General features: G+C 51.1%; 22 protein-coding genes and 1 riboswitch. Of the genes, 8 read left to right on the top strand and 14 right to left on the bottom strand.

Features of this window, described 5'->3' with window-relative positions:
* Positions 1-31: 31 nt before the first annotated feature.
* From rsmH to C1752_RS14335, 5 genes are all read left to right on the top strand, one after another.
* On the top strand, positions 32-943 hold the full coding sequence (gene rsmH / locus C1752_RS14355) for a 16S rRNA (cytosine(1402)-N(4))-methyltransferase RsmH (RefSeq protein ID WP_110986761.1): 912 nt from the start codon (positions 32-34) through the stop codon (positions 941-943).
* A 176-nt stretch (positions 944-1,119) separates the two neighbouring features.
* Positions 1,120-1,596 carry a hypothetical protein gene (locus C1752_RS14350; RefSeq protein WP_110986760.1) on the top strand — a complete coding sequence of 159 codons (477 nt, stop codon included), beginning with the start codon at positions 1,120-1,122 and terminating at the stop codon, positions 1,594-1,596.
* A 2-nt stretch (positions 1,597-1,598) separates the two neighbouring features.
* Complete coding sequence (locus C1752_RS14345) at positions 1,599-3,437, top strand: peptidoglycan D,D-transpeptidase FtsI family protein (protein ID WP_110986759.1); 1,839 nt, start codon at positions 1,599-1,601, stop codon at positions 3,435-3,437.
* Between the two features lie 60 nt (positions 3,438-3,497).
* Positions 3,498-3,677 (top strand): NAD(P)H dehydrogenase subunit NdhS, encoded by a 180-nt coding sequence (locus C1752_RS14340; RefSeq protein WP_110986758.1) that lies wholly within the window; start codon positions 3,498-3,500, stop codon positions 3,675-3,677.
* A gap of 388 nt (positions 3,678-4,065) precedes the next feature.
* Complete coding sequence (locus C1752_RS14335; protein ID WP_110986757.1) at positions 4,066-4,857, top strand: sulfotransferase family 2 domain-containing protein; 792 nt, start codon at positions 4,066-4,068, stop codon at positions 4,855-4,857.
* Positions 4,858-4,927: 70 nt separating this feature from the next.
* Here the strand turns inward: C1752_RS14335 and C1752_RS14330 are convergent, their stop codons facing one another.
* The 6 genes from C1752_RS14330 to C1752_RS14305 all read right to left on the bottom strand — a co-directional run bounded on the left by C1752_RS14330 (position 4,928) and on the right by C1752_RS14305 (position 13,499).
* A complete protein-coding gene (locus tag C1752_RS14330) occupies positions 4,928-7,165 on the bottom strand; it encodes a heavy metal translocating P-type ATPase (protein ID WP_110986756.1) in 2,238 nt (745 codons plus the stop codon).
* Between the two features lie 180 nt (positions 7,166-7,345).
* Complete coding sequence (locus tag C1752_RS14325) at positions 7,346-9,325, bottom strand: FAD-dependent oxidoreductase (RefSeq protein ID WP_199464401.1); 1,980 nt, start codon at positions 9,323-9,325, stop codon at positions 7,346-7,348.
* Positions 9,326-9,490: 165 nt separating this feature from the next.
* A complete protein-coding gene (locus C1752_RS14320; RefSeq protein WP_199464400.1) occupies positions 9,491-10,258 on the bottom strand; it encodes an HAD family hydrolase in 768 nt (255 codons plus the stop codon).
* A gap of 102 nt (positions 10,259-10,360) precedes the next feature.
* Positions 10,361-11,926: an FAD-dependent oxidoreductase gene (locus tag C1752_RS14315; RefSeq protein ID WP_110986754.1), complete on the bottom strand. Its 1,566-nt coding sequence runs from the start codon at positions 11,924-11,926 to the stop codon at positions 10,361-10,363.
* Between the two features lie 264 nt (positions 11,927-12,190).
* A complete protein-coding gene (locus C1752_RS14310; RefSeq protein WP_146242344.1) occupies positions 12,191-12,652 on the bottom strand; it encodes a hypothetical protein in 462 nt (153 codons plus the stop codon).
* A gap of 370 nt (positions 12,653-13,022) precedes the next feature.
* A complete protein-coding gene (locus C1752_RS14305; protein WP_146242343.1) occupies positions 13,023-13,499 on the bottom strand; it encodes a hypothetical protein in 477 nt (158 codons plus the stop codon).
* A 340-nt stretch (positions 13,500-13,839) separates the two neighbouring features.
* Positions 13,840-13,929: riboswitch (cyclic di-GMP riboswitch) on the bottom strand.
* Positions 13,930-14,176: 247 nt separating this feature from the next.
* Here C1752_RS14305 and trpS point away from each other — a divergent pair.
* The gene (gene trpS / locus C1752_RS14300; protein WP_110986751.1) at positions 14,177-15,184 is read left to right on the top strand and encodes a tryptophan--tRNA ligase; all 1,008 of its coding nucleotides are present in this window, start codon (positions 14,177-14,179) and stop codon (positions 15,182-15,184) included.
* A gap of 41 nt (positions 15,185-15,225) precedes the next feature.
* Here the strand turns inward: trpS and C1752_RS14295 are convergent, their stop codons facing one another.
* The 3 genes from C1752_RS14295 to C1752_RS14285 form a co-directional block, all read right to left on the bottom strand.
* A complete protein-coding gene (locus C1752_RS14295) occupies positions 15,226-16,569 on the bottom strand; it encodes a helix-hairpin-helix domain-containing protein (RefSeq protein ID WP_110986750.1) in 1,344 nt (447 codons plus the stop codon).
* 42 nt (positions 16,570-16,611) lie between these two features.
* Positions 16,612-17,367, bottom strand: a complete 756-nt coding sequence (locus tag C1752_RS14290; RefSeq protein WP_110986749.1) for a chromate transporter — start codon at positions 17,365-17,367, stop codon at positions 16,612-16,614.
* 104 nt (positions 17,368-17,471) lie between these two features.
* Positions 17,472-18,152 carry a DUF1997 domain-containing protein gene (locus C1752_RS14285; RefSeq protein WP_158535099.1) on the bottom strand — a complete coding sequence of 227 codons (681 nt, stop codon included), beginning with the start codon at positions 18,150-18,152 and terminating at the stop codon, positions 17,472-17,474.
* A gap of 244 nt (positions 18,153-18,396) precedes the next feature.
* On the opposite strand from C1752_RS14285, the gene C1752_RS14280 reads away from it, so the two are divergent.
* On the top strand, positions 18,397-18,750 hold the full coding sequence (locus tag C1752_RS14280; protein ID WP_110986747.1) for a hypothetical protein: 354 nt from the start codon (positions 18,397-18,399) through the stop codon (positions 18,748-18,750).
* Here C1752_RS14280 and aroF read toward each other — a convergent pair.
* The 3 genes from aroF to rpsO form a co-directional block, all read right to left on the bottom strand.
* Positions 18,731-19,792, bottom strand: a complete 1,062-nt coding sequence (aroF, locus tag C1752_RS14275) for a 3-deoxy-7-phosphoheptulonate synthase (RefSeq protein ID WP_110986746.1) — start codon at positions 19,790-19,792, stop codon at positions 18,731-18,733. The two genes, C1752_RS14280 and aroF, sit on opposite strands and share 20 nt — an antisense overlap.
* Before the next feature lie 75 nt (positions 19,793-19,867).
* On the bottom strand, positions 19,868-20,359 hold the full coding sequence (locus tag C1752_RS14270; RefSeq protein ID WP_110986745.1) for a PAM68 family protein: 492 nt from the start codon (positions 20,357-20,359) through the stop codon (positions 19,868-19,870).
* An 18-nt stretch (positions 20,360-20,377) separates the two neighbouring features.
* Entirely contained in the window at positions 20,378-20,647 is a 270-nt protein-coding gene (gene rpsO / locus C1752_RS14265) for a 30S ribosomal protein S15 (RefSeq protein WP_110986744.1), read from the bottom strand.
* Positions 20,648-20,761: 114 nt separating this feature from the next.
* Between rpsO and larE the strand changes: the two genes are divergently transcribed.
* Positions 20,762-21,571 (top strand): ATP-dependent sacrificial sulfur transferase LarE, encoded by an 810-nt coding sequence (larE, locus tag C1752_RS14260; RefSeq protein ID WP_110986743.1) that lies wholly within the window; start codon positions 20,762-20,764, stop codon positions 21,569-21,571.
* Positions 21,572-21,621: 50 nt separating this feature from the next.
* Here the strand turns inward: larE and C1752_RS14255 are convergent, their stop codons facing one another.
* Together C1752_RS14255 and C1752_RS14250 are read right to left on the bottom strand one after the other, a co-directional pair.
* A complete protein-coding gene (locus C1752_RS14255; protein WP_110986742.1) occupies positions 21,622-22,383 on the bottom strand; it encodes a Stp1/IreP family PP2C-type Ser/Thr phosphatase in 762 nt (253 codons plus the stop codon).
* A gap of 44 nt (positions 22,384-22,427) precedes the next feature.
* On the bottom strand, positions 22,428-24,152 hold the full coding sequence (locus C1752_RS14250; protein ID WP_110986741.1) for an ABC1 kinase family protein: 1,725 nt from the start codon (positions 24,150-24,152) through the stop codon (positions 22,428-22,430).
* Between the last annotated feature and the right edge of the window lie 2 nt (positions 24,153-24,154).

The following is a 24,154-nucleotide window of genomic DNA, read 5'->3' as shown; positions in this document are numbered from 1 at the left end:
CCTATTGCACTAACTTTCCCGCGATGATCCTGTGACCCATGCTTCGACCTACCATATCCCTGTCCTCAGCCAAGAGCTGCTACAGGGACTTGAGCTCCGTGAGGGCCATTACTTAGACGCTACGGTGGGCGGCGGTGGCCATAGTTCTCTGCTGCTCTCGGCACTACCCACCTTACAGATCACGGCCCTTGACCGCGACAGTCATGCTTTGGCTGCGGCCCGAGAGGCGCTAGCACCATTCTTAGACCGGGTACAGTTCCAGCAAGAAAACTTTGCGGAATACGATCCGGGAACCACAAGGTTTGATGGCATCATTGCTGATTTTGGCGTCAGCTCTGCCCAGCTTGATCACCCTGAGCGCGGGTTTAGCTTTCGCTATGATGCGCCCCTCGATATGCGGATGGATCAGCGGCAAGACCTGACAGCGGCAGACATCATCAATACTCGATCAGAAAAAACGCTGGCTGATCTGTTCTTCCATTACGGGGAAGAGCGCTTTTCTCGGCGAATTGCGCGCCAAGTTGTAGCCAAGCGCCCCTTTCGTACCACGGGGGAACTGGCAGATGCGATCGCAAGGGCCATGCCCAAGCCCAAGCAGTCGCGCCGCCACCGTATTCATCCCGCCACCCGCGTATTTCAGGCTCTTCGCATTGCTGTCAACGAAGAACTAAACAGCATCGAAACCTTTGTTCAACAAGCCCCAACTTGGCTGAAACCAGAGGGAATCATCGGCATGATTAGCTTTCATAGCCTCGAAGATCGGATCGTCAAGCATCAGTTACGAGCCGTACCCCACCTGAAGATTTTGACTAAAAAACCGATCGTGGCCACGCGAGAAGAAATCCGCGAAAATCCCCGCGCACGCTCCGCTAAGTTGAGGTTGGCTCAGCGTATACCCATAGACCCTCTTGGTGCTGATGAATCGGACAATGCCCCGCTGTAGGGTTATGAAAGAGCTACGAATAGCGTGAAAAAAGGCTAAGAAAACTGGCACAATGTCTATTTTTATGCATTGATAGTTCAGAGTGACACACGTTTAGCCCAGATTTTACAGGGGGAATCAGGGCAGACTCCTTGTGTTTATCCCCGTTGCAACCACAAGTTGAGGAGTGCTCCAAGATGTTGGCGACTGCTAAAAAGAAATCCGTGACCGCTCGACCTGCAGGCAAGCCCGTCGCTTTGCGACCGCGAGAACTGCACCGCTCCCATCTTGAAGTTGTTGCGCCACCCTCTCGGTCAGCCTCGCCCTGGTTCTTACTGCTGCTGACCCTGCGTAAGGTTTCTACACCGCTGGTCCTGTTGCTGACCTTCAGTATTCTGCCGCTGTACGGCTGGACTGTCTCAACCCAGCGAAACTGGGGGCAGACCTATGCTCAGCTTGAGCAGCTCAAGCGAGATGAGCGCAACCTATTGCTGCAGCATGAAACGCGCCAGCATCACATTAATGAGAATGCCGAAAAAAATCCTGTTGGTCTGACGCCGAAGGGGCCGCACAATACTCTCTTTGTTAAGCCTGAACCGGCTCATATACCTCAGGCTGCTCCGGTTGATGAAGAGCCGTCCGCTCCTCTTCAAATGTCCCCGATTGGATACTAAGCATGCGTGCTTCCTCTGCCCAAATCCGCTCCCGCCGTCAGGCTATCAACAGCCGCATTCAGTCTGAGCAGCCTCGGCCTCCGCAGCGACATCAGGCACGACTGCTCTGTGTCTGGACGGTCTTGGTGCTCAGTATCTTGGGCTTGGCGGCCCGTCTTGTCTATCTGCAGGTTGATCAGGGGCCTCGTCTGAAGGCGAAGGCGAAGGCCCAGCAGATGACGAAGCTGCCGGCTCATATTAGTCGGCATCCTATTGTTGACCGCAATGGCACGGTGCTGGCGAAGGATGAACCGGTTTTCCGTCTATTTGCCCATCCTTTTCTATTCAAGAAGTCAGGCGCAGAGATTGCTAAAGCCCTCTCACCGATCGTCAATCGTTCGCCCGCAGACCTGCAGCAGAGCTTTAAAGAGCAAAAGAGCGGCATTTCGATCGCCCGTGGTCTCACGGAGGAGCAGGCCACTCAAGTTCGAAAGCTCTGGCTTGATGGCGTGGAGCTGACCTCAGGCTGGCAGCGCATCTATCCGCAGCAGAATCTGGTCTCGAATTTGGTCGGCTATGTGAATGCGGATGGTCAGGGACAGGCAGGCGTTGAGTATAGTCAGCAGCCGCTGCTGTTGGCGAAGCCGCCGGAAGAAATTGTCTCTCACAGTGCGGCTCAGTCTTTTCTGCCGGATTATTTTCCTGCTCAGCCTTTATCTAGCCGCGATCGCACTCTCCAGCTCACAGTGGATCTGAGACTACAGCGGGCGGCGCGGGCGGCATTGAAGAAGCAGTTAACCAAATTTCGAGCCCGTCGCGGCACCGTGATCGTCATGGATGTGCAGGATGGGTCTCTACGAGCGCTGGCCTCTGAACCCAGCTTTGACCCTGCACGGTTTTATGAAGAAAAGGACTCCTCTCTCTTTAAGAATTGGGCGGTGTCTGACTTATACGAGCCAGGATCAACCTTTAAGCCGATTAATGTGGCCATCGCCTTAGATGCAGAGGCCATCAAGCCCACCGATCGCGTTCAAGATGCAGACCAGATCTCCATTGGTGGCTGGCCGATTGGCAACTATGACGGTCGGGGTCGGGGGGTGCTCAGCGTGACCCAGGTTCTAGAGAACTCTAGCAACGTTGGCATGGTTCGGATCATGGAGCGGGTTCAGCGCTCTACCTACTACGAGTCGCTCAAAAAAATGGGCATTGGTGAGATCACCGGTACTGATTTGGCTTTTGAAACGCCAGGACAGTTCAAAAGGAAGCAGCAGTTTGTCGACTATGCCATTGAACCTGCAACTACGTCCTTTGGGCAGGGCTTTTCGGTGACCCCAATTCAACTGGCTCAGCTACATGGTGCGATCGCAAATGGTGGCAAGCTTGTTACCCCTCACCTCACCGCTGGCCTGGAGGATAACTCAGGGAAAATTGTCAAAAATCTTGATCTCATTCAACCCCGACGTATCTTTTCTGAAGAAACAGCCGACCAGGTCCGCAATATGATGGGCAGCGTGGTCGCCAACGGCACCGGTAAATCAGCTCGTATCCCTGGCTATCGCTTGGGGGGAAAGACAGGTACAGCTCAGAAGGCGAGCGGTGGACGCTATCGCAATAGCAAGGTAACCAGCTTTGTCTCTCTATTCCCGTTAGAAAAACCCCAATATGTGGTGCTGGCTGTCATTGATGAACCCACGGCTGCCAACGCCTTTGGTTCCACCACTGCAGCGCCAGCTGTGAAGGCGGTGATTGAGGCAATCATTGCGATAGACGGCATTCCGCCCAGCCATCCGCAAGAGGTGAAGTCTCCCACTGCACCACCGGATAAAGAGGCCTCTGAGACGGTACCGCCGCCGGTAGACTAAGTTGGCTGCAGGAAATAGGCTCATGTAAGATGAGGGGTGTTTAGTACGTAATAGGTTGCTATGGCTCTCACTATCTTTCCTGGTTCCGCCGTGCGTGTGGTGAATGCCGCTGATACCTACTATGGGTTTGAAGGTCAGGTACAGCGGATCACCGACGGTCACGCAGCGGTCACCTTTGAGGGAGGCAACTGGACGAAGATTGTCACATTTCGGTTGGCTGAGCTAGAGCTGGCTAGTTAAGGCGTAGTCGATCAGTCTCATTCCCAAATGGCTGCGTCGTTCTTGAAGAGCTTGTTCTCAGCAAGCTCAGATGGCGTTAGCAGGGCTGGTGAGAACAATAGTACGCTGGCCATTTGTCGGTCAGTGAGAATCTGGGGTCGTGTGAAGTGGGGCTAATTTTTGACTGAGGATATTAGGTTCTATCAGCTTTCTAAGCAGGCTGTTTTTTGCGCTGCTTGGCTAGAGCTGGCAATGGATGAAAATTGGATAGAAAATCTAAATTTGTGGAGATGCTTTTGCTGTCTAAAGTAACGATTCGCTAATCTAAATTAATTCAAAAGCGGACCAAAAGGGGTAGTATTTGCACGATAGACTCAGCCATTCTTCGTATGCTTGGTCAGTAACTTGCATGATGATCTCTCATAGACATAAAGCGATTTTCATACATATTCCTAAATGTGCTGGGACTTCGATGGAAGTCTTTCTGAAGGATTATGCTGATGCCTCATCTGCTAATTCTGAAGAGGGACTAGAGCACTTTTTCAAAAGGCATGCACTGGTTGCAGTGCTCAATGCATATCCGAATTATTTTATATTTACGTTCGTTAGGAATCCCTATGAAAGATTTGTCTCAGCCTGGAAGCACAGTATCAGAGCGTACTCCACTGATGAATCAAGTTACTTCTACCGAAAAGAGAAAAATCTTAGCTTGAAAGAATATGCTTATTTGGTGCGTGAGAGAGACCTGAAGAGACTCAGCGGATTTGATAAATATCACTCGCTGCCACAGATTAAATTCATCCCCGATTTCAACACTAAGATGTTCGGAAGAGAATTGAAGCAAAACATGACTTGTGATTTTATTGGTCGGTTTGAAAATTTAGAGGATGACTTTGCAAAACTTTGCTCTTGCTTACAGATCAATACTTGTGTCTTGCCCAGATATATGGTGTCTCCAGAGCAAGAGTCAGAACCCATGGTAAAGAGCTACAAGAAATACTATGATCCTGAACTGTTGAGAGTTGTTGAAGACATATACGATGAAGATTTTAAACGCCTTGGCTATTCCTATGATCTCAATCGTAATGAACGAATGCTGAGGCCAAGAGAACAAGCTATCCTCAGAACTAAAATGGTGATGGGTGATATTCGAAAGGGCATTAGGAAGATCCAGTTGAAAGTTAGATCTGGGTGGCAGTAGCGTTTAGACAAGCTTCTACTTTTGACTAGAGGATAGATTATGCGGTTATTCCCGTCGCAAGGATGAGTTGTTATCGAAAATTGGCTGGGTGGAAGCGGCGCAGACGCAGAGCGTTCGACACCACTGAGACAGAACTCAAAGCCATTGCTCCCCCTGCAATCATCGGATTGAGTAACCACCCTAATGCTGGATAAAGAACGCCTGCCGCAATCGGAATTCCAATGACGTTGTAGATAAAGGCAAAGAAAAGATTTTGGCGGATGTTTTGCATCGTGGCGCGACTGAGTTGAATGGCGGTGACCACTCCCTGGAGGTCGCCAGAGATTAACGTGATGTCACTAGCTGCGATCGCAACGTCAGTCCCGGTCCCAATCGCAATCCCTACATCAGCTTGAGCGAGCGCAGGCGCATCATTGATGCCATCTCCCACCATTGCGATGACTTTCCTCTCCGACTGTAGAGCCTTTACCTGGGCCGCCTTCTGGTCTGGGCGGACGTTTGCCAAAACGTGTTCAATACCCGCCTTCTCTGCAATGGCGATGGCCGTCTGCTGATTGTCTCCAGTGAGCATCACCACCTCCAAACCCATCTTTTGCAGCGTCTTCACGACTTGTGGAGAAGATTCCTTTAGAGCGTCGGCAATGCCGATGATTCCCGCGATTTCCCCATCCACGGCAATCCAGGCTGTTGTTAGTGTGGTCTCCTGAAGGTGGTTTTGGTATGAATCCGTCTCAATACTGAGAGCGTGCATCCATTGCTGAGTGCCGATGTGGAGGTGATGCTCTCCTATCTTTCCCTGCACACCCATACCGGCAACGGCTTCAAACTGATCGACCTCTAGTGCTGGCTCAACGCCTTGCGCGTGGGCGTAGCGGACGACTGCCGCTGCTAACGGATGTTCTGACTGACGTTCTAGGGCTGCAGCCATCTGCAACAGCTTCAGTTCATGGCTGTTAGCCGTTCCTGCAACCGTGGCGTAATGAGTCACCATGGGTTTGCCCTGGGTCAGCGTTCCGGTTTTGTCGAGGATAACGGTATCAATTTTGTGGGCTAGCTCCAAGCTATCGGCCCCCTTGATCAGAATGCCGTGCTCAGCACCTTTGCCGGTGCCCACCATGATTGAGGTGGGGGTTGCCAGTCCCAAGGCGCAGGGACAGGCGATGATGAGAACACCGATGGTGCTGATCATCGAAAGCGTAAAGTTACCTGTGAGGGTGAACCAGACGATGAAAGTGGTGGATGAGATCGCAAGTACCCCCGGCACAAACCATCCTGTAATCTGATCGGCTAGCTTCTGAATCGGGGCTTTGGAGCTTTGAGCCGCTTCCACAAGCTGAACGATCTGGGCCAGCACACTATCTTTTCCGACCCGATCGGCCCGGAACTCGAAAAATCCCGTCTGATTAATCGTGGCGCCAATCACTGAGTCGCCCATTCCCTTCGTGACCGGCATTGATTCCCCCGTCACCATCGACTCATCTACTGCAGATCGACCTGACACCACCACACCATCCACCGGAATCTTTTCACCCGGACGCACCGCCACGCGATCGCCCACCCAAACGTCAGCAATCGGTAATTCCAGTTCGCGGCCATCGCGCATGACCCGCGCCGTTTTTGCCTGTAGGCCCATCAGTTGCCGAATCGCCTCAGAAGTCTGCCGTCTCGCACGGCGCTCCAGCCACCGCCCTAACAGAATCAGAGAAATAATAACTGCTGCCGGTTCATAGTAAAGCTGCGGCTGTAAGCCCTGATCCCGCAAAATATTCGGGAAGAGGGTTATGAACAGCGAATAAAAATAAGCCGCACCTGTGCCCAATGCGACCAGCGTATTCATATCAGCCGTTCTTCTCTGGAGAGCTTTCCAGGCTCCGAAGAAGAAAGCTTGACCGCACCAAAATAGAACGGGTGTTGTCACTAGCAACTGCACCCAAGCATGATGGAGCCAGTGTAGCCCTGGCAGCTCTACACCTAGCATGTCTGGGAGTGACCCAATCACCAGTAGGCTGCTGAGGCAAAGCCCCACCGCAACTTTCCGGCGCAGATTAATGAGCTGATGCTGGACCTTCGCCTCAAGTTCTTCTCTCTGGGTTTCATCTGCAAGAGCTGCTCCGTAGCCCGCATCGATAATCGCCTGTTGAATCACCTGAATCGATGTCTCGTGTGGCGTATACCGAACGGTGGCTTGTTCAGCGGCAAAGTTGACCGCACAGTCAAGAACTCCAGGAACTTTGCGAGCAACCTCTTCAACCGTTTGAGTGCAGGCCGCACAACTCATGCCCTGCAGATATAAGCGAGCTGTTTTCATTGTGGGTTACCGGCTGTAATACCGTTATCCTAAACTCTCCAGTTAACTAGAGAGTCAAGCACGTTGCTCAGCACTCTGAGCCATGCATCTTGCGGCTTGACTTTCTGTAGAGCCAAAGAAGTATTCGCTTTCCAAGAACAATTTTTCTCAAAATATGAGAACGCGTTTCTTTAAATCAGCTCACCAATCTTCCCAATCCTGGTTAAAGATTGACGTATCTGGAAATGCCGTTGGGTTCTGTTTGGCATTGAGACGCTTCTGTAGCTCCGCCAAATGAGAATTATGGCGGGGCATATCTTCGACAAGCTGATGGGGGCTTAAATCTTTTTCTAGGGCATAGTCTGCTGCCATGCCCGCCGCCGCGCCTGCCGACCACTCAAAGCTATGTACTCGGTAAGTCGCGGCACTAATGTGACTCGTGGCAATACTCTTGCCCGTCACCAACAGATTATTAATCCGAGGTGGAATCATCGCCCGCAGCGGTATTTGATAGGGAAATGTTTGGCTAGCCCCCTGACGTTCCCCTGAGCGTTCCATATTGCCCGGTTTCTCAGGGGGGCTTTCGGCCATGCAAGGGTGAAAGTCAACGGGATAGTGACCAATGCCCACACTGTCGGGATAGATACGCGATCGCATCCTCAACTCCACCTCATCTACGGGCACCTGGTCTAAGATCACGTCTAACGTCTTCAGCCCCGCCTTAGCCGTAATTAAATCTCGATACTCCCCGCTAGTAAGCGTTTCCCGGTAATAATCATCGCGAAAATCTTGCCGAGATACATCCGTCTCACGGATTGTAAAACCCTCAGGATAACCATAGCTAGGCCGCCCAATTAGCCGCCGACTTTCACGTATATATGGATATTTAGACAATCCATGTACAGTCCCCATTGGTGACTCTAAGCCCCTTAAATACCTCACGTTGGGCTGGGGTTGCTTATTGACAGGGGTTAGTTTAGAGTCCGTTGTGCCTGCAACCCACCAATAGAAATATCCCTGAGCAAGTTGTTCTCCACCCTGCAAACTAGATGTTCTCAAGCCGCCCTGCCAGCCTCCAGGCTCTAGTTGACCATTCGCTCGGAGCTGGTCACGAGTATAGATAAAATTGTCCACCGCCGTACCCGGTCCATAGTCGTTGCCGCCTCCCCAGTTCTGCATCGAAATATCACCCGGATTTACTGTCTTCTCATTTGCCCCCTCCTCTGCACTAAAGATTCTGCGGTAGGTGAACACAAGATTGGGTGTTTCAGCATAGCGAGGCTGATCAAAGCTATAGAACGGCTCCATCTGTGTATAAAAAGAGGGACGCTCGTGTTCTTGCTTTTCTTCAGTTGCTTCCATTGCAAACGTATACGTAAAAGCCTGAGTGCAATAAGGATAGGCCGTTGTGCTAGAAGAAGAGGGATTGAGATGGGACCTTGCATCCACACCCACTCGATAGGGCAAATCAGCCAGTGCTAAAAGCTCACCTGTTTCCGTCGCTTCGACCACGTACCACTGCCCAGAAGCAGGAGGACCAAAGCTAAGTATCGTTTTGCTAAAGCGTTCTGAATCTTGCTCCCTGTAGCTATCTTGTAGCGTTTGCGACAGCGGTTCCGTATTGAGCGGCGGTGCACCAGGTGCAGGCTGGTGCTGGATGGCCCGCACCGACTGGATTATCTCCCCTTTTGGCCCTTCCATCTGTAGAGACTTAACCACCGTATTCGGGAAAAACTTGAGCTGTCCCTTCCCTTGCTTTGCGGCTTCCTGCAGCATGTCTTGCAGAATCTCATTTCCATCTTCAGGCAAAAAACAAACCAAGCTGACCCAACAATCCCCGGGTCGCTCTCGCTTCGCATTCTTTATCAATCGATCCCGCAGCGTCAGATAGCCTCGCGGAAAAAAGCGTTGCTCTCTCTGCGTTTCCTTCTCGTCGAGGGCTGAAGTCCCCTGCGCCGAGATCTGACCGCCGATCCAATCGGTCAACTCTGTCAGACAGACTTGGCGACCTGCTAATAGCGCTTCATAGGCGGTGGCAACCCCTGACAATCCTCCCCCTACGACTAGAATCTCGCAAGCAATCTTTTGGTCAATCGGTCGCTGCTGTGCCAGAGTCAACGGCTGAGCAAAGCTGGCTAGGCAGACCGTTAACAAGAGATTGCGGAACCATTGTTGCATCATCGTGATTCGTAGAGTGTGGCCAGAGCCGTTTACGACTGACAGAATATCAGCTTCAGTCGATTAATGATGCCTCAATCGGTTATTCAATCGCGTAATAGGTCAAGAACTTTACGTATCGGCAGTTGTCCGCAAACACGATGTGTCGTCACTATCAGGATGCTCTGTCTACGCTGCTTCAACACCTAATAAGAAAGAAGTTGCGATCGCAAAGCTACCGTGAATAGACGTGGGCTGTAGCTGCTGTAAATAATCATGACTTCGCATGCCACAGGTCACAGCAATACAGGACATGCCCAAGGCTTGAGCTGCCAAGATGTCTGCTTCGGTGTCTCCAATCATCCAGCGTTCATTTTGATTCGAAAATTCAGGTTGGCTCATCGTCTTCGCCAGCAAAGCTTGCTTATGCTCCGCATAGTTGTCATAGGCTGCGAGATGATCCTGTGCTCCTTGAATATGGCTAAACCAGTGCGCCAAATCATACTGATGCAAAATCTGAATCGCCTGAGCATGACTACGTAGCGTGACGACCGCGAGCTGAACGCCCCAACGATGTAGGCGCGCTAGAGCCTCTCTGACCCCTGGCTGGACACGGTCTTGCCCTAACACTTGAGGATGATTAACAATAGCCCTAACATGCTGCAAGAAATCGTCAATTTGTTTGTTCTGCAGGCCCGACTGCCGTGCAATCTCAATATCTGGAATGCGTGCTTGCTTCATTTCCCAAAACTGGCGAGCACTGAGGGGCGTTAACAATAGTGAACAGCCTCGATTACGATACTGCCCCTGGAGCTGAGTAAGTGCTGTTTGGTAGGTTTGATAGTAACGCTGTGAAACATCAATTAGCGGGCCGTCGAGGTCACAAAAAAGTGTTAGCTGAGACCTTCTAGACCGCAAATCTTTGTGAGCAATGCAGGGGTGTTCCAAAAGTTGCATAGAGCTTATAGACATAGCTGACCAGCAGCCGTTAACATATCGTTACTCAAATTTAACATTTATTTTATAAAGCGGCGCAATTAAGTTTCCGAGTAAAAGTGCTTAGGTGTTGCTCCTATGATCATGCCCAGCTCCGTAGGCCCATTGATCAAGGCGTCGGTGCCAGCGGTACTGTTTACGGGGGGAAAGAGTCTTGCATCTGCGGCGAATTAAAGGCTGTAAGCGATCTAATTCATTGTAGAGTCCTAAGCTGAGATAGTGTGGTAGCCACTGTGCTAGCGCTACAGGTCCCAGCTGTGCCAAGATCGTGGGTATGAGCTGAGGGTGGCGCACAGAGACCTGAAGGAGGGCTTGTGAGAGCGGCACAAATTGAACGACATCCTGCAGGAATGGTTTAAGAACAGGCTCCCCTAGATCTTCCATCGCTTCAAATACAACAGAAAGTAGGTGATTAATGGCGTTAGGGTCTCCGATGTTGTTAATCGGGGCACGCATTGATTTCTGAAAGAGCCATGTCGATGAGAGATTGGGCTGGTAGGGCTGTAGTTGGGCCAGATCTTTTTGGGTGAGGCAGTCACAGGTCAGTGCTTCATGAATGCCCGCATCTAAGCGACTGAGGTGGCGCATCATGGCCCCAAAGCCTCCAAAGCTTAGGGGAGACTGGTTGCCGCTGCTGTCTCCAAGAGCTAGGAGACGGTCCCAAGGCAGCGCTAGGGGGCTCTGGCGATAGCTCGGAAACATGCCGAATAAGGCTCGCTGAATCTGCAGTTGAGAGAGCTCAATCTCTTGATAGCTGGGCAACTCTTGGAAATAGTCTGCAAAGAGTTGTTTGAGGCTAGGGCGTTGAGGTTGGAGGTCGGCATAGGTAAACAGATATGTGGTGCGACCGTCACGGGCTGGGAAGGCTTCCCAAAAATACTGGCTATGGTTTTGAATTGGGCTATTGGAGACTAGTAAGTCACCTGTAAGGTTCTCGGCCATTCCCTGGGCGCAGGTGCCAACGACGAGGCAAATGCCGTCCGGTTTCTGGCCGTTGCGGGCTTGGGCTGCAATAGGGGAACCATGTCCCATAACATCTAGCAGCAGGCGTGCGGTAAGGTGTGGCTGTCCTTGCTGTCTTTTTACCTCAATGCCATCGGGATGGATGACGACACCTGAGAAAGGCACCTGCTCCAGCAAGCGGCCGCCGGTTGCTAGGAATCGCTGCTTCAAAAATTCCAAAAGAATGACAGGATTGATGCCCAGGTTGAGAACATCGCGGACCCAAATCTCTTTACCCCCATGAAACCGGAGGCGCAGGGGATTGAATTCGGTGGAAATTGTCTCTTCAAGTTGTTCAGGTGAGAGCAATCCCAGATCGACTAATGTACTAACCTCTGCGCGAGAAGCATTCCACTCTTGGTCGCGCCCGCGCAAAATACCTCGCTCTAGCAAAGCGACGCGCCAGCCCCGCTGAGCCAGGGCAGCTCCAATAATAATGCCTAGGGTGCCCCCACAAATAATGATGTCCCAGGCTATAGTGCTGAGCGGGGCCTGACTTTGGACGACCACCTGAGGAATCGTTGGAGAAGAGTCCTGCCTTAGATTTGCCCATTTCAGATCAGCTTGCTCTAGAGCTGTTAGGTATTCGCCCGGAAGCTTGCCGAGGATGTGATTCACTATGGACATCTAAATTACACTCATACATAAAGCAGTCTCGCTTACAGGATAACGAGATAAAATTTGCCTAAACAAGGCCGTGTGCGACTTTTCTGAAAGGCTTGATACTACGTTTTTCTTGATCACCCTATTTGACAAGAGACAACGAGAATACAGGGGTTTCAGCTATTAAATTGCACATCGTCTTAAACAAGAATGCCGGTCCCTCATAAATGGAACCGGCATCTTGATTGGAACTTAGAGAATCTCTAGAACTACGTACTTCGAGCAGTTCTATACATCTTCAGACTTTTTCTTGCGGCGTAGAAGAACGCCAGCAACACCCAATGTTGCAAACAGGCTAGCCGTTGCTAGCTCTGCAGGCTCAGGTACAGCGGGAGCCGGAGCGTCACCGTCACCACCACCCGTCGCCGCCACTGCTGCGATACCACCGGCGCCAGCTAGTCCACCTAAGATGGGAAGCAATGGAATTCCGGCACCGAGTGCACCACCACCCTCAGGGGCTACTCCGCCTAGGTCACAAATTGGACCCTGAGCGATGAGTAGAGGTGTGTCAGATATGACTGTGCTCGCTACAAGGTTAGGACCAAGATTTAAAGAGTTTAGCTCTGACTCTGCAGGGGAAGAACCTTCCTCGCAGAGATCGGTGTCTATGTCAGCCTGACTGGGCTGGTCTGAAGCATCACCTTGAAAAGGATCTTGGAAGTCGAGCTGGGCTGCGTAAACTGAATTCACGCTTCCATATGATAGGCAGGCAAGCAATGCCGTAATAGAACCAGTTTTTTTAATTATGCTCATGAACCCATCAATCTCCAGGGACTTTTTCCACAACAACACTGCGATATTCTAGCATTTTAGCCGATTTTACGAACTTAGCATCTGCTCATCGTAGACTGACTTGATCCAGAGTCGTCAGTTCTTCTCCTGGCAGCTTTTCAAGGATTCGAGCTACTACAGATATCCAAATGACCTGCATAAACGCAATATTCTGACTTACGGAACGGCGACATAATATTTTCTAAGCAAATATGCCGGCCCCGCGTGAACGGAACCGGCATACTATCGAACCTTGAAGAATCTCTAGAACTACATACTTAGAGCAGCTCTATACATCTTCAGACTTTTTCTTGCGGCGTAGAAGAACGCCAGCAACACCCAATGTTGCAAATAGGCTAGCCGTTGCTAGCTCTGCAGGCTCAGGCACGGCAGGAGTAGGAGGAGCCGGAGCGTCACCGTCACCGTCACCGCCACCCGTCGCCGCCACCGCTGCGATACCACCGGCACCAGCTAGTCCACCTAAGACGGGAAGCAATGGAATTCCGGCACCGAGTGCACCACCACCCTCAGGGGCTACTCCGCCTAGGTCGCAAATTGGACCCTGAGCAATGAGGAGGGGGGTGTCAGATACGACTGCGCTCGCTACAAGGTTAGGACCAAGATTTAACGAATTTAGCTCTGACTCCACAGGCGAAAAATCTTCTTCGCAAAGGTCAGCATCTATGTCAGCCTGGCTGGGCTGGGCAGAAGCGTCACCTTGAAAAGGATCTTGGAAGTCTAGCTGGGCTGCGTAAACTGAGTTCACGCTCCCGTATGAAAGGCAGGCAAGCAATGCCGCAACAGAACCAGTTTTTTTAATTATGCTCATGAACCCATCAATCTCCAGAGACTCCCCCCACAACAATACTTAAATATCACAACATCTTAAGCGATCTATCGAGAATTGTGAAATATTCGATAAATTAAGACACCGCTAGCCGACAACGTAACATACTCTTCCCTCAAAGGTCAGTAGTTTTGGGGTGGTAATTAATAATTTTTTTACAAAAGCTGTCCCAGGCCTGAAGAGACTTATAAAAGTTCCCACAAAGCAAAATGACCCCTGCTCGTAGAACAGAGGTCACTGCTGTAGTAAGTAAAGTCCCTTCGGAACTAGCAGCATCCATACCCCTAGATGGTTTTTAGGTCTGCTAGTTTGCGCCTTGCCCTTTCGGAACGAGTTGCCCTTTCGGGGACTTAGTATGGGCTATATGCGGGGGGTATGACAGCCCAATAACCCAACAATAACGGCCAAAATAGCAAGATTTAACCGAGGATATGCTGAAGTTCGCTGTAGACATAGAGGATTATTTAGGTGTAAATGCGGAGCGTTGCAGCCATTGCAAATATCTGGCTCACTTCAAAAGGCTTGTCCGTGCTGGCTTACACTAGATAGCCTGTGTGTTTAATCACTCAAAATTGACGTAGCAACTTAGGGATGGCATGAGTAAGCAACGGGTTCTTTCTGGGGTGCAGCCCACCGGTACGCCACATTTAGGCAATTATTTAGGTGCGATCGCAAACTGGGTCGACCAACAGCAGCAGTATGAAAACTTCTTTTTTATTGCTGATCTACACGCCATTACCGTTCCTCATGATCCAAAGGTATTGGCTGCTAATACAGAATCTCTGGCTGCGCTTTATTTGTCGTGTGGTTTGGACTCAAAACACACCCATATTTTTGTTCAGTCCCACGTTAAAGCCCATGCCGAATTAGCTTGGCTCCTGAACTGCCTTACGCCTCTCAACTGGCTAGAGCGCATGATTCAGTTCAAAGAAAAAGCGATCAAGCAAGGCGATAACGTCAGCATTGGACTTTTAGACTACCCGGTGCTGCAGGCTGCCGATATTCTGCTCTACCAGGCTGATTTAGTGCCGGTGGGAGAAGATCAAAAGCAGCATTTAGAGCTGACGCGAGATATTGCCGCTCGGGTCAATTTTCAGTACGGCAGCGAAGATCATCCCATTCTTAAGGTGCCAGAGCCCTTGATTCAAACCTCTGGGGCACGAGTGATGAGTCTAACTGATGGCACCCGTAAAATGTCCAAATCAGATCCGTCAGAACTGAGCCGCATCAACCTGCTCGATTCCCCCGACGAGATTAAGAAGAAGATCAAAAAATGTAAAACCGATCCGGTTCGAGGGTTGACCTTTGATGACCCGGAACGTCCAGAATGTCACAACTTGCTGACCCTCTATCAGCTTCTTTCTGGGCAAACGAAGGAGACCGTTGCCACCGAATGCGCTGAAATGGGCTGGGGACAATTCAAGCCGCTTTTGACTGAGACGACGATTGAGGCTCTCCGTCCGATTCAAGAGCGATATGCAGACCTAACCCAAGATAAATCCCATCTCAAGACTGTCTTAAAGCAGGGGCAAGAACAGGCTGAATCGGTTGCTGATGAAACGCTCCGGCAGGTGAAAGACGCCTTGGGATACCTACCGGCTTAGGGGGCTGTCATTGCTGCTATCCCGCTGCGCTTGACGCAGGTCTATGCGGTCGCGTTTAGAAGCCCAGAAGACTGGGCTTGGAACCCGGCCTGGGACAGAGCATGGACGGCAGCTCGCTCATCTTGGACGCGAAACTGGGGGCCGAGGCGCACTAACTGACTTTGGTGCTGTCCTTGAATTTTGGCAACCACAGAGACCTTGGCGCCGCCGAAACCTTCGCCGGACTGCTGGCGCAGGAGGTCGCGTAGTTGCTGCTGCCGCTGGATATTACCTGCATCTTGGGCGGGGATCTCAACCATCACAAACCGAACTTCTTCAATGGGTTCTGCATCTTCGATAATCAACTGGATGCGGTCATCCCGGCGGTCTACTTTACCCCAAATCATTAGACGTAGGTCGGTTTCAATATGCTCTCCAATACGCTCAAAGCTCTTGGGGAAAACGACTCCCTCAGCTTTGCCGGTCAGGTCTTCGGCCTGAACAATGGCCATCCGATCGCCTTTCTTCGTGATAATGGGCTTCACTTCAGTGAGCAGGACAATGGCGCTGACGGTGGTGTTTTCGGGTTGCTCTTCTAGGTTCGCCAGACTAATGGGGGCCATTAGGCGAGCGGGACGCTCCACTTCGCGCAGCGGATGGTTTGAGATATAGAAGCCAAGGATTTCTTTCTCTAGGCGCAACTTGTCCGATTCTGGGTAGTCTTCGATGGGGGGCGCTTTGGGGGCAGATTCGTAGGCTGCAGGGGCTTCCGCAACGCTGCTCATGACGTCAAACAGATTGCCTTGGCCAATGGCGCGATCCTTGGCGCGGGACTGGGCCCATTCCAGAATTAGCTCTAAATCTTTGACGAGCTGATGGCGATTTGGCTCTAGTTCATCAAAGCCGCCGCTGTGGATTAATGCTTCTAGGGCGCGGCGGTTGACGACGCGGGAGTCGATGCGATCGCAAATATCGGCTAAAGATACAAACGGGCCACCCTCTTCCCGAGATTCAATAAGCGCCTCAATGGCCCCCTGGCCAACATTGCGAACGGCAGAAAGACCGAACAAGATATTTTTTTCTAGAGGGGTGAAGTCAACACCGGAGCGATTGATATCGGGAGGCTCCACTTCAATCCCCATATTGATGCAGGTGGCAATATAGCGCTGCACCTTGTCCTGATCGCCACTGTTGGCCGTGAGCAGCGCTGCCATGTACTCAACGGGATAATTAGCTTTTAGGTAGGCGGTCTGATAGGTAACGTAGCCGTAAGCGGTGGAGTGAGATTTGTTAAAGCAGTTAGAGGCTAGCCATCCATCTGCAATTAAAAAATTATGATCTTGTGCCAGTCCGAGGTCGTAGACGGGCTGTATCCCTAGTGATTTGCGACTGACAATTTTGACCACCGCTCAGCTCCTAAAATCCAATCTCTAGCGATTTTAGCTGCATCATAGCGCGTTCCAACAGACCGTTAGCGAATGGGCAGTATCCCTACTAGAAGACCGAGAGCTGCTCCTGCAAAAATGAGCTGCCAAGTGGGTGTTTAATTCGTCAATGCGCTCCAGTCCCCAAAAGCTTGAGAGCGCAAGGGGTGTGGTGGGCGAGGTTTCCAGGCAGATGGGTGGCAAGATTAGGCTCAGTCGAGAGCGTGCAGGAGGGTGAAATATCCACAGGCCCAATAACCCTGCACCGATGAACTGTAGCAGGACGTTGATGGAGGTGAAGGTGGTGATCAGGAAAGTTGCGATCGCAACTCCCATCCGCCAACCATCCTCAATCGTCTTTTTACCCAGCTTCCAGCAAAAAGCCAGAATAATCGCCGTCACCACTGGGGAGATCCCCAGAAATAAATCATCTAGCTGCAGTACCCCCTGAAAGCGAAAATAGCCCCAGGAAAGCATCACCACAATCAGAAAAGCAGGGGCAATGAAGCAAAGACCGGCCACAAAAGCTCCTATCTGTCCGGCTCGTACGTAGCCAATATAGATACCCATCTGCGTCGAAGCCGGACCCGGCAAAATCTCGCAGACCGCCAATCCCTCCGTGAACTGCTCCGCTGTCAGCCACTGCCGCCGCACCACCGCTTCATCATTAGCCATGGCACTATGGGCCTGCGGACCGCCAAAACCCAGGGTTCCCAGCTTCAGAAAAACCTGGGCAAGTTCCCGTAACCGCAGCGACAGGGAGATCGGCTTTGAGGTCATGGCTGCTGCTTGATCCCTACAGAGGCGAGAGCTTGTCACTCTCCAGCGTTTCGAGCCTCCTCGCTGCCGTCAAGATCGTAGGGATACAGTCATTCGCCTACTGCCTACTTTGCAGGAATAATGCCGTGGGACTGATGGAAGTCGTCTTGAACCTTGGCTGTCAAGGACGTTGAAATCTTCTTGACGACCTGGTTGAGCAGCCGATCACCCGTGCGCTGAATCAGCTGTGCAGGGAGTCGATGGATAAAGCGCGGGAAAAACAGCGTTACCCCTAGATCTAGTACCCACTCCACCTTTGTCAAAATCCCCTGCTGAGGGCTAGCGACCTCAGGCGTATCGACGAGCTGCAGTGCTGCCTGGAAATCTACAAGATAGGTTTGCTCTGCCTCATCCGGTAGCGTGATGGTCTCAATCCGGTAAATGCCCTCATCCTGAGGCAGTAGGTTAAGGCCAATCTTGGGTTCAACTTCAAACCCAAAAGAACCATAGCGCCCTAACGAAAGAATATAACCGCTATCACCTTCAGGAATCGCCTGAATTGGAGCTGCACAGCGCACAAACCACTCAGGATGCTGATCTAGATACTCAGCTACTGTTTGTGGATTGGCATGTAGGTCCATACAGCCGACAAAGTCACTCCGAAAGTGTGTCGGCTGCCGGGATGTAAGTTCTAACTGAGTTGAAGAAGACAAACGGCGAACAAATCCAGGGAGAAAACGTCGTGGACCTTGATGAGGCACATCTGCCACAGGCGGGTCCTGAATGAAAGGTTGTTGTGACTGCATTAATGATAGTGTCCCCCAGGGATAATTGTCCGTATTCTTAGGACTCCCCATCTGAGGGGCAACTCTGCCATTTTGTCGAGCAGATTAGAAACAGCAGAAACTTTTTGGCTTACAATAAAGTCAAATTTTCCATGCCTAATCGTCTCGCAGACAACGAACTGACCGCTGAACTGCCTCAGATAGAGACTTTGAGCTTTCTGACTTCAGCAGATCGTCCAACCCCCACCTTTTTGAGAACATCGTAATGCGCTTTCAACCTGCTCTTTCAATCGCTTTATTCTGTAGCTGTACGGTCGCTGTCATCGACGCTCAGGCCATCGCTCAGACCTCCACCGATCTGCAGTCGCCCCAGCGGCCGATTTTTGAGCAGAACGACTCCGACGACGCTAGTGATTTGTTCTCGGATCGGGCAACCGGATCGTCATTGCTGGATCTCATGAATCGCCTTCAGCAGGCGGGTGGTCGGAGTGCCAGTGAGTTTGCTGAAGAGCAAAACGAGAGCTTCAATGAAGCTGTTGATGCTTTCCGTCAGCAACAGCAGCAGGACTTTGGTGGGCCAGAGGCGACACCCGAGACGCCTAAGCCTGCTGAACCATAGCCTCTTGAGGCCAGCGGTTCATTACTTTACCCAGTATGCTCAATTCCTGTGTTAGCTGGTCGAACTGATCTGGGGTTAAGGACTGAGGGCCATCAGATAATGCTTTTGCCGGGTCTGGGTGAACTTCAATCATCAATGAGTCTGTTCCTGCGGCAATGGCGGCTTTCGCCATTGATGGGACTAAGTCTGCCCAGCCGGTTCCGTGGCTAGGGTCAATCATGATCGGGAGATGGGTTTGCGATCGCAACACTGGTACCACCGCCAGATCAAGTGTATTGCGAGTGTACTGACGATCAAAAGAGCGAATACCTCGCTCGCAGAGAATAACATTGGGATTTCCCGCCGCCATAATATACTCAGCCGCCATCAACCACTCCTCAATCGTGGCTGAGATTCCCCGCTTCAGTAAAACAGGCTTATCCTGTGCCCCGACCTTTTTCAGCAGCGCAAAGTTATGCATATTGCGCGCCCCCACCTGCACGACATCTGCTACCTCTGCCACTACCTCAAGATCGGCCGTATCCATCACCTCAGTCATGATTCCTAAGCCCGTTTTTTCTCGGGCTGCAGCCAATAGGTCCAGCGCACTCTCACCATGTCCCTGAAAAGAATAGGGAGAGGTTCGAGGCTTGTAGGCACCACCGCGCAGAAAAGACGCCCCAGCAGCCTTGACGCGCTGGGCCACCTCCACAATCATGTCCTCATTTTCCACCGAGCAGGGACCCGCCACCAGAACCAGCGGGTGCTGCTCTCCGAAATAAACAGTTCCGTTGGGTGTCGGTACAGCAACCTCACTCGCCTCACCGTGTCGAAACTCACGACTGACACGCTTATAGGGCTTCTCTACCCGGAGAACCTTCTCAATCCACGGACTCAAATCCTGCAGATGATCTGGGTCGAGTTCCCGAGTTTCACCCACTAACCCAATCACCACTTTATGGCGACCAATGATCGGCTCAGGCGTAAGACCCCGATCCTTCATTTCTTGGTCAATGCGTTGAATCTCTGGCTTAGGGGTGCCGGATTTCATAACAATGATCATGAAAATCGCTCCAATGACTCGGGGTTACTTCCCCAGTCTAAGAGTTTTTCGATCCTTTCGCCCGCTGGCTCTCGATTACCCTTTCTGGGCTTTTCGTGAATCTTTCAAGCGACCCAAATTGAGCTTAAATTCTTTCAGACCCGCAGCACTGCCTTCAATGTCTTCGTCCCAAGATGCCGACAAAACACCATAGCTAATGCCACCCAACCCCAGCGTCAGACAGGTAACGCTGGCAGCAAGTGTCACAAAGGGAGGCAGAGAAACCCAGCCCTGTAAGGATGCGTAGTAGCTAAACGGGAAAACGCCAAACGCCAAAATAGAAGGGATGCCAGAGATGACCAGCACACGCTTCACCATGCGATCGCTGACTACTTTCGGGATTGCCGACTGCGCATTTTCTGCTTTACGCGTGGGCAAACGCCTCGGCGCTTTCTTTTCCTTCTTTTTCTTAGACGCTTTCTTAGGAGCATCTAGGCGAGGCTTCTTTTTCTTCTCAGCAACAGTTGGCTCAGCATCTGTGGCGAAACCTGCTGCTGAACTACCATCGTCTTTAGAGTTAGCTGCCATGAGAAGTCCTTCCCTTCGTTATCCTCGAATACCCAAACGCTTGATGAGTTCACGATAATGAACCGCATCGCGCTTGTTGATATAGGCCAGTAAGCGTTTCCGCTTACCAATCATCTTTAGGAGACCACGACGAGAAGCGTGATCCTTCTTATTGACCTTTAGATGTTCACTGAGCTTGCTGATCCGGTCGGTCAGCATTGCCACCTGAACATCTGCTGACCCGGTATCGGTCTCGTGAATCTGGTAGCCTTCGATGATTTCTTGTTTACGAGCTTGGAGCAGTGCCATAGATTATTTGTGGAATTTGCAAACACCGATTCTATCATAGACCTCCGTGAGACATGAACTGCCATAAAGTTCGCTAGGCTGTAGTTGGATCGTCGCTCAAAAAATCACGTTTTCATGCAGCAGCTCAAGCCGCTACAGGCTATATTTTCTCAGATGGACAGAGCCCTTGTCGCATACTCAGGAGGGATCGACAGTACTTTAGTGGCCAAAGTCGCCCACGACGTTTTGGGAGACCGCGCTCTAGCCGTCACCGCTGTTTCTCCTTCTCTGCTGTCCGAAGACCTTGAAGCCGCTAAAGCACAGGCTGCAACTATTGGCATTCTCCACCGGGTCACCGAGACCCACGAAATGGACAATCCCGACTACACTGCTAACCCGATCAACCGCTGCTATTTTTGCAAAAGTGAGCTGTACGATACTCTAAAGCCCCTAGCGCAGCAGTTGGGATATCAATATGTGGTTGATGGCGTCAACGCCGATGATCTGCAGGATTATCGGCCCGGAATCCAGGCAGCCAAGGAACGAGGAACGCGATCGCCCTTGGCTGAAGTTGGCTTAACAAAGCTAGAAGTCCGTCAACTTGCTCGGTTCCTTGAATTACCTTGGTGGGATAAGCCTGCACAGCCCTGTCTCAGCTCTCGATTTCCATATGGTGAGACGATCACCGCAGAAAAGCTGCAGCGGGTTGGGCAAGCAGAGCGCTATCTTCACAACTTGGGACACTGCACGCTACGGGTTCGCTCTCATGGCGATACCGCCCGCATTGAATTACCGGCAGAGCAGATTCAAGACTTTGTCACTGGGACCGACGTACCTGCTCTGGTCCAAGCTCTACAGAGCTATGGCTTTGTCTACGTTACTCTTGATTTAGAGGGCTTTCGCAGCGGCAAGCTCAATCAAGGTCTCCTTCGAGCCACGATTTAACGAAGGGGTAACCCGCCTCTGATCATTACGGCCCTCATACTGACGTTCCTTTAGCCCTCGTCTGACGGAGAATCGTCTACAGATGCATCCATTTCAACAATGACGACCGTGATGTTGTCCTGTCCTCCTTTTTCCTTTGCCGCCTCCACCAGTGCCTCAGCAGCTTGGCTGCAGGAATAGTCTTTGCTGAGATAGGGCGAAATCAAGTCATCTGATAACTCTTCGGTTAGACCATCGCTACATAAAAGCAGTCGATCTCCTTGCTGCACATCGAGAGGTTGAATATCAATCTGATTGAGTTCTTCACGGCCCAAGCATTGGGCTAGCACATGCCGCCAGGGATGGACGCGGGCTTGCTCCGGCGTTAATAACCCTGAACCTACAGCCTGCGAAATCCAGGTATGGTCTTTTGTAATTTGCTCAAGCTGTTGCTCTCGAAGGCGATATAGCCGAGAGTCGCCAACATGGACGCACCAAGGCGGATCGGCCTCTGGAAAAATAACGACAACAATTGTTGTGCCCATATCAGAGCGTTCTGGATGAGCCTGCTGATTGTCCAAGATATGCCGGTTAGCTTCTAGAAGCATATCTCTGAGAAATGTCGTGGGTTCAATCTGAGTGCTCCAATGAGCACAGAGGTAATCCTGAATCGCCTCCGTCGCAATCCGGCTGGCCTCCTCACCTCCCGCATGTCCGCCCATGCCATCAGCAACGATAAAAAAGCGACCCTCTGGATCATCTATGTAGTAAGAGTCTTGATTGGCAGATCTCACCAATCCCTGATCACTTAATCCAAAAAATTGGCGTTTCATACCCGAATCAAATTATTGATAGTGTGGTGGCCTACAGTCAAAATCTAGAGCATCCGTTCGTAGCGATCATAGCGGTTAATACGTCTCATCATCCGTAGAAAGCCAATCCCAATGACCCCAGAGAAGAATATCGCAATTCCTGCCAACCAGAGGTATTTGTTAACTAATAAAATAGTGGCTGAGAGAATGAATGCTCCCATCAGAAGAGCATAGTTTGTTCCCATCACGGTGTAGCTGAGCCGTCGAAGAATACGATCTGTTTCTTGAGAACGGACTCGCATGCGCAGATCGCCCTGCTCTAGCTTATCGAGGGTTTGCTCCACACGACGGGGTAAATTGATTGCAGTATTGCTGACCTGTGCTGCTTGTCGACTTAATTCGTTCAACAAGCCACTTTGTTGATCTTGAGAAAAGCTTCCACGTGTCATAAGCTCTGTCGCAAACGGTTGTGCAACCTCCATAAAGTTAAATTCAGGGTCTAGCCCTTTCCCCACACCTTCTATCGTAGAAAATGCACGCATCACAAAGGTGAAGGTGGCAGGAAACCGAAAGGGCTTGTCATAGGCAATCTCAAATAGATCATCTCCGATCTGGGCGACTGATTGGGTTTCAAAGGGCTGATCAATGAAGTTATTGAGCATATACTGCATAGATCTGCGGATGGGACCCATGTCATCGACAGGTGAGAGTGCCCCTAAGTCTATCAGAGCAATGATCAGTTGATTGGCGTCCTTGTTGGTGATGCTAAAAAATACATTTAAGAGTTTCTCTCGGGTGACGGAAACGACCTGGCCCATCATGCCGAAGTCATAAAAAATTAGGGCCCCTTCAGGACTCACGGCTAAGTTGCCGGGATGGGGATCAGCATGAAAGAAGCCATGATCGAGCAGCTGATGGAAGTAAGCTTTAGCCCCTAGTTGAGCAATGACCTTGCGCTCGAGGCCAGCCGCTTCAAGGGCTTCATAATCGCTAATCTTAATGCCAGGAACATACTCAAGGGTCAAAGCCCGCGGCGTGGAATAGCGCCAAAATACACGAGGTACATAGACCCAGGCATATTCACGAAAGTTTCGCCGAAAGGTATCAGCGTTGCGCCCCTCGTTGAGATAATCGATTTCTTCGTAGAGAATGCGACAGCATTCTTCATAGATACCCAGCCAGTCGCGCCCAGGCCCCCATTTAGGATGATTTTGAAAGTAATGGGTGATGCCCTTCAGGATCTGCAGGTCAATCGAAAACAATCTCTTGAGACCTGGTCGTTGCACCTTAACAACAACTGTCTCTCCTGAGGACAACTGGGCGCGATGCACCTGTCCTAGACTAGCTGCGGCAAGCGGTACAGGATCAAAAGAGCTAAAAAGTTGGGGAATGGTCTTCCCAAAATCCTGCAAGATGATTTTTTCAACTAGCTCGTACCCGAAGGCGGGGACCCGGTCTTGAAGCTTAGCTAATTCTTCGACATATTCTGCCGGAAATAAATCGGCCCGGGTCGAGAACAGTTGGCCGATCTTGATGAATGTGGGGCCAAGCTCTAGCAGCGTCTCTCGAATCCAAATGGCTTGAGCTCGACGCCGCTGAGCCCTCTGCCCTTCGAGGTTCTCGCCTCTGTAGCTCCAGCTTCGATTCATCCACCAGCGAGAGGCTAGTAACTGAAGCACGAAGGTCCAGATATCAATGAATCGCCGCCTGTGGGAGTATCGCTCTCGATTCCAACGATAGGCGTGACGTTGTTCTTTCGTGGTCACCAAAGAAGCCAACAAAATTGACACTG

Source organism: Acaryochloris thomasi RCC1774 (assembly GCF_003231495.1).
In the GTDB taxonomy this organism is placed as follows: Bacteria; Cyanobacteriota; Cyanobacteriia; order Thermosynechococcales; family Thermosynechococcaceae; genus RCC1774.
The sequence above is the reverse complement of the archived record's forward strand: the minus strand, read 5'-3'. Positions and strand labels throughout refer to the sequence as shown.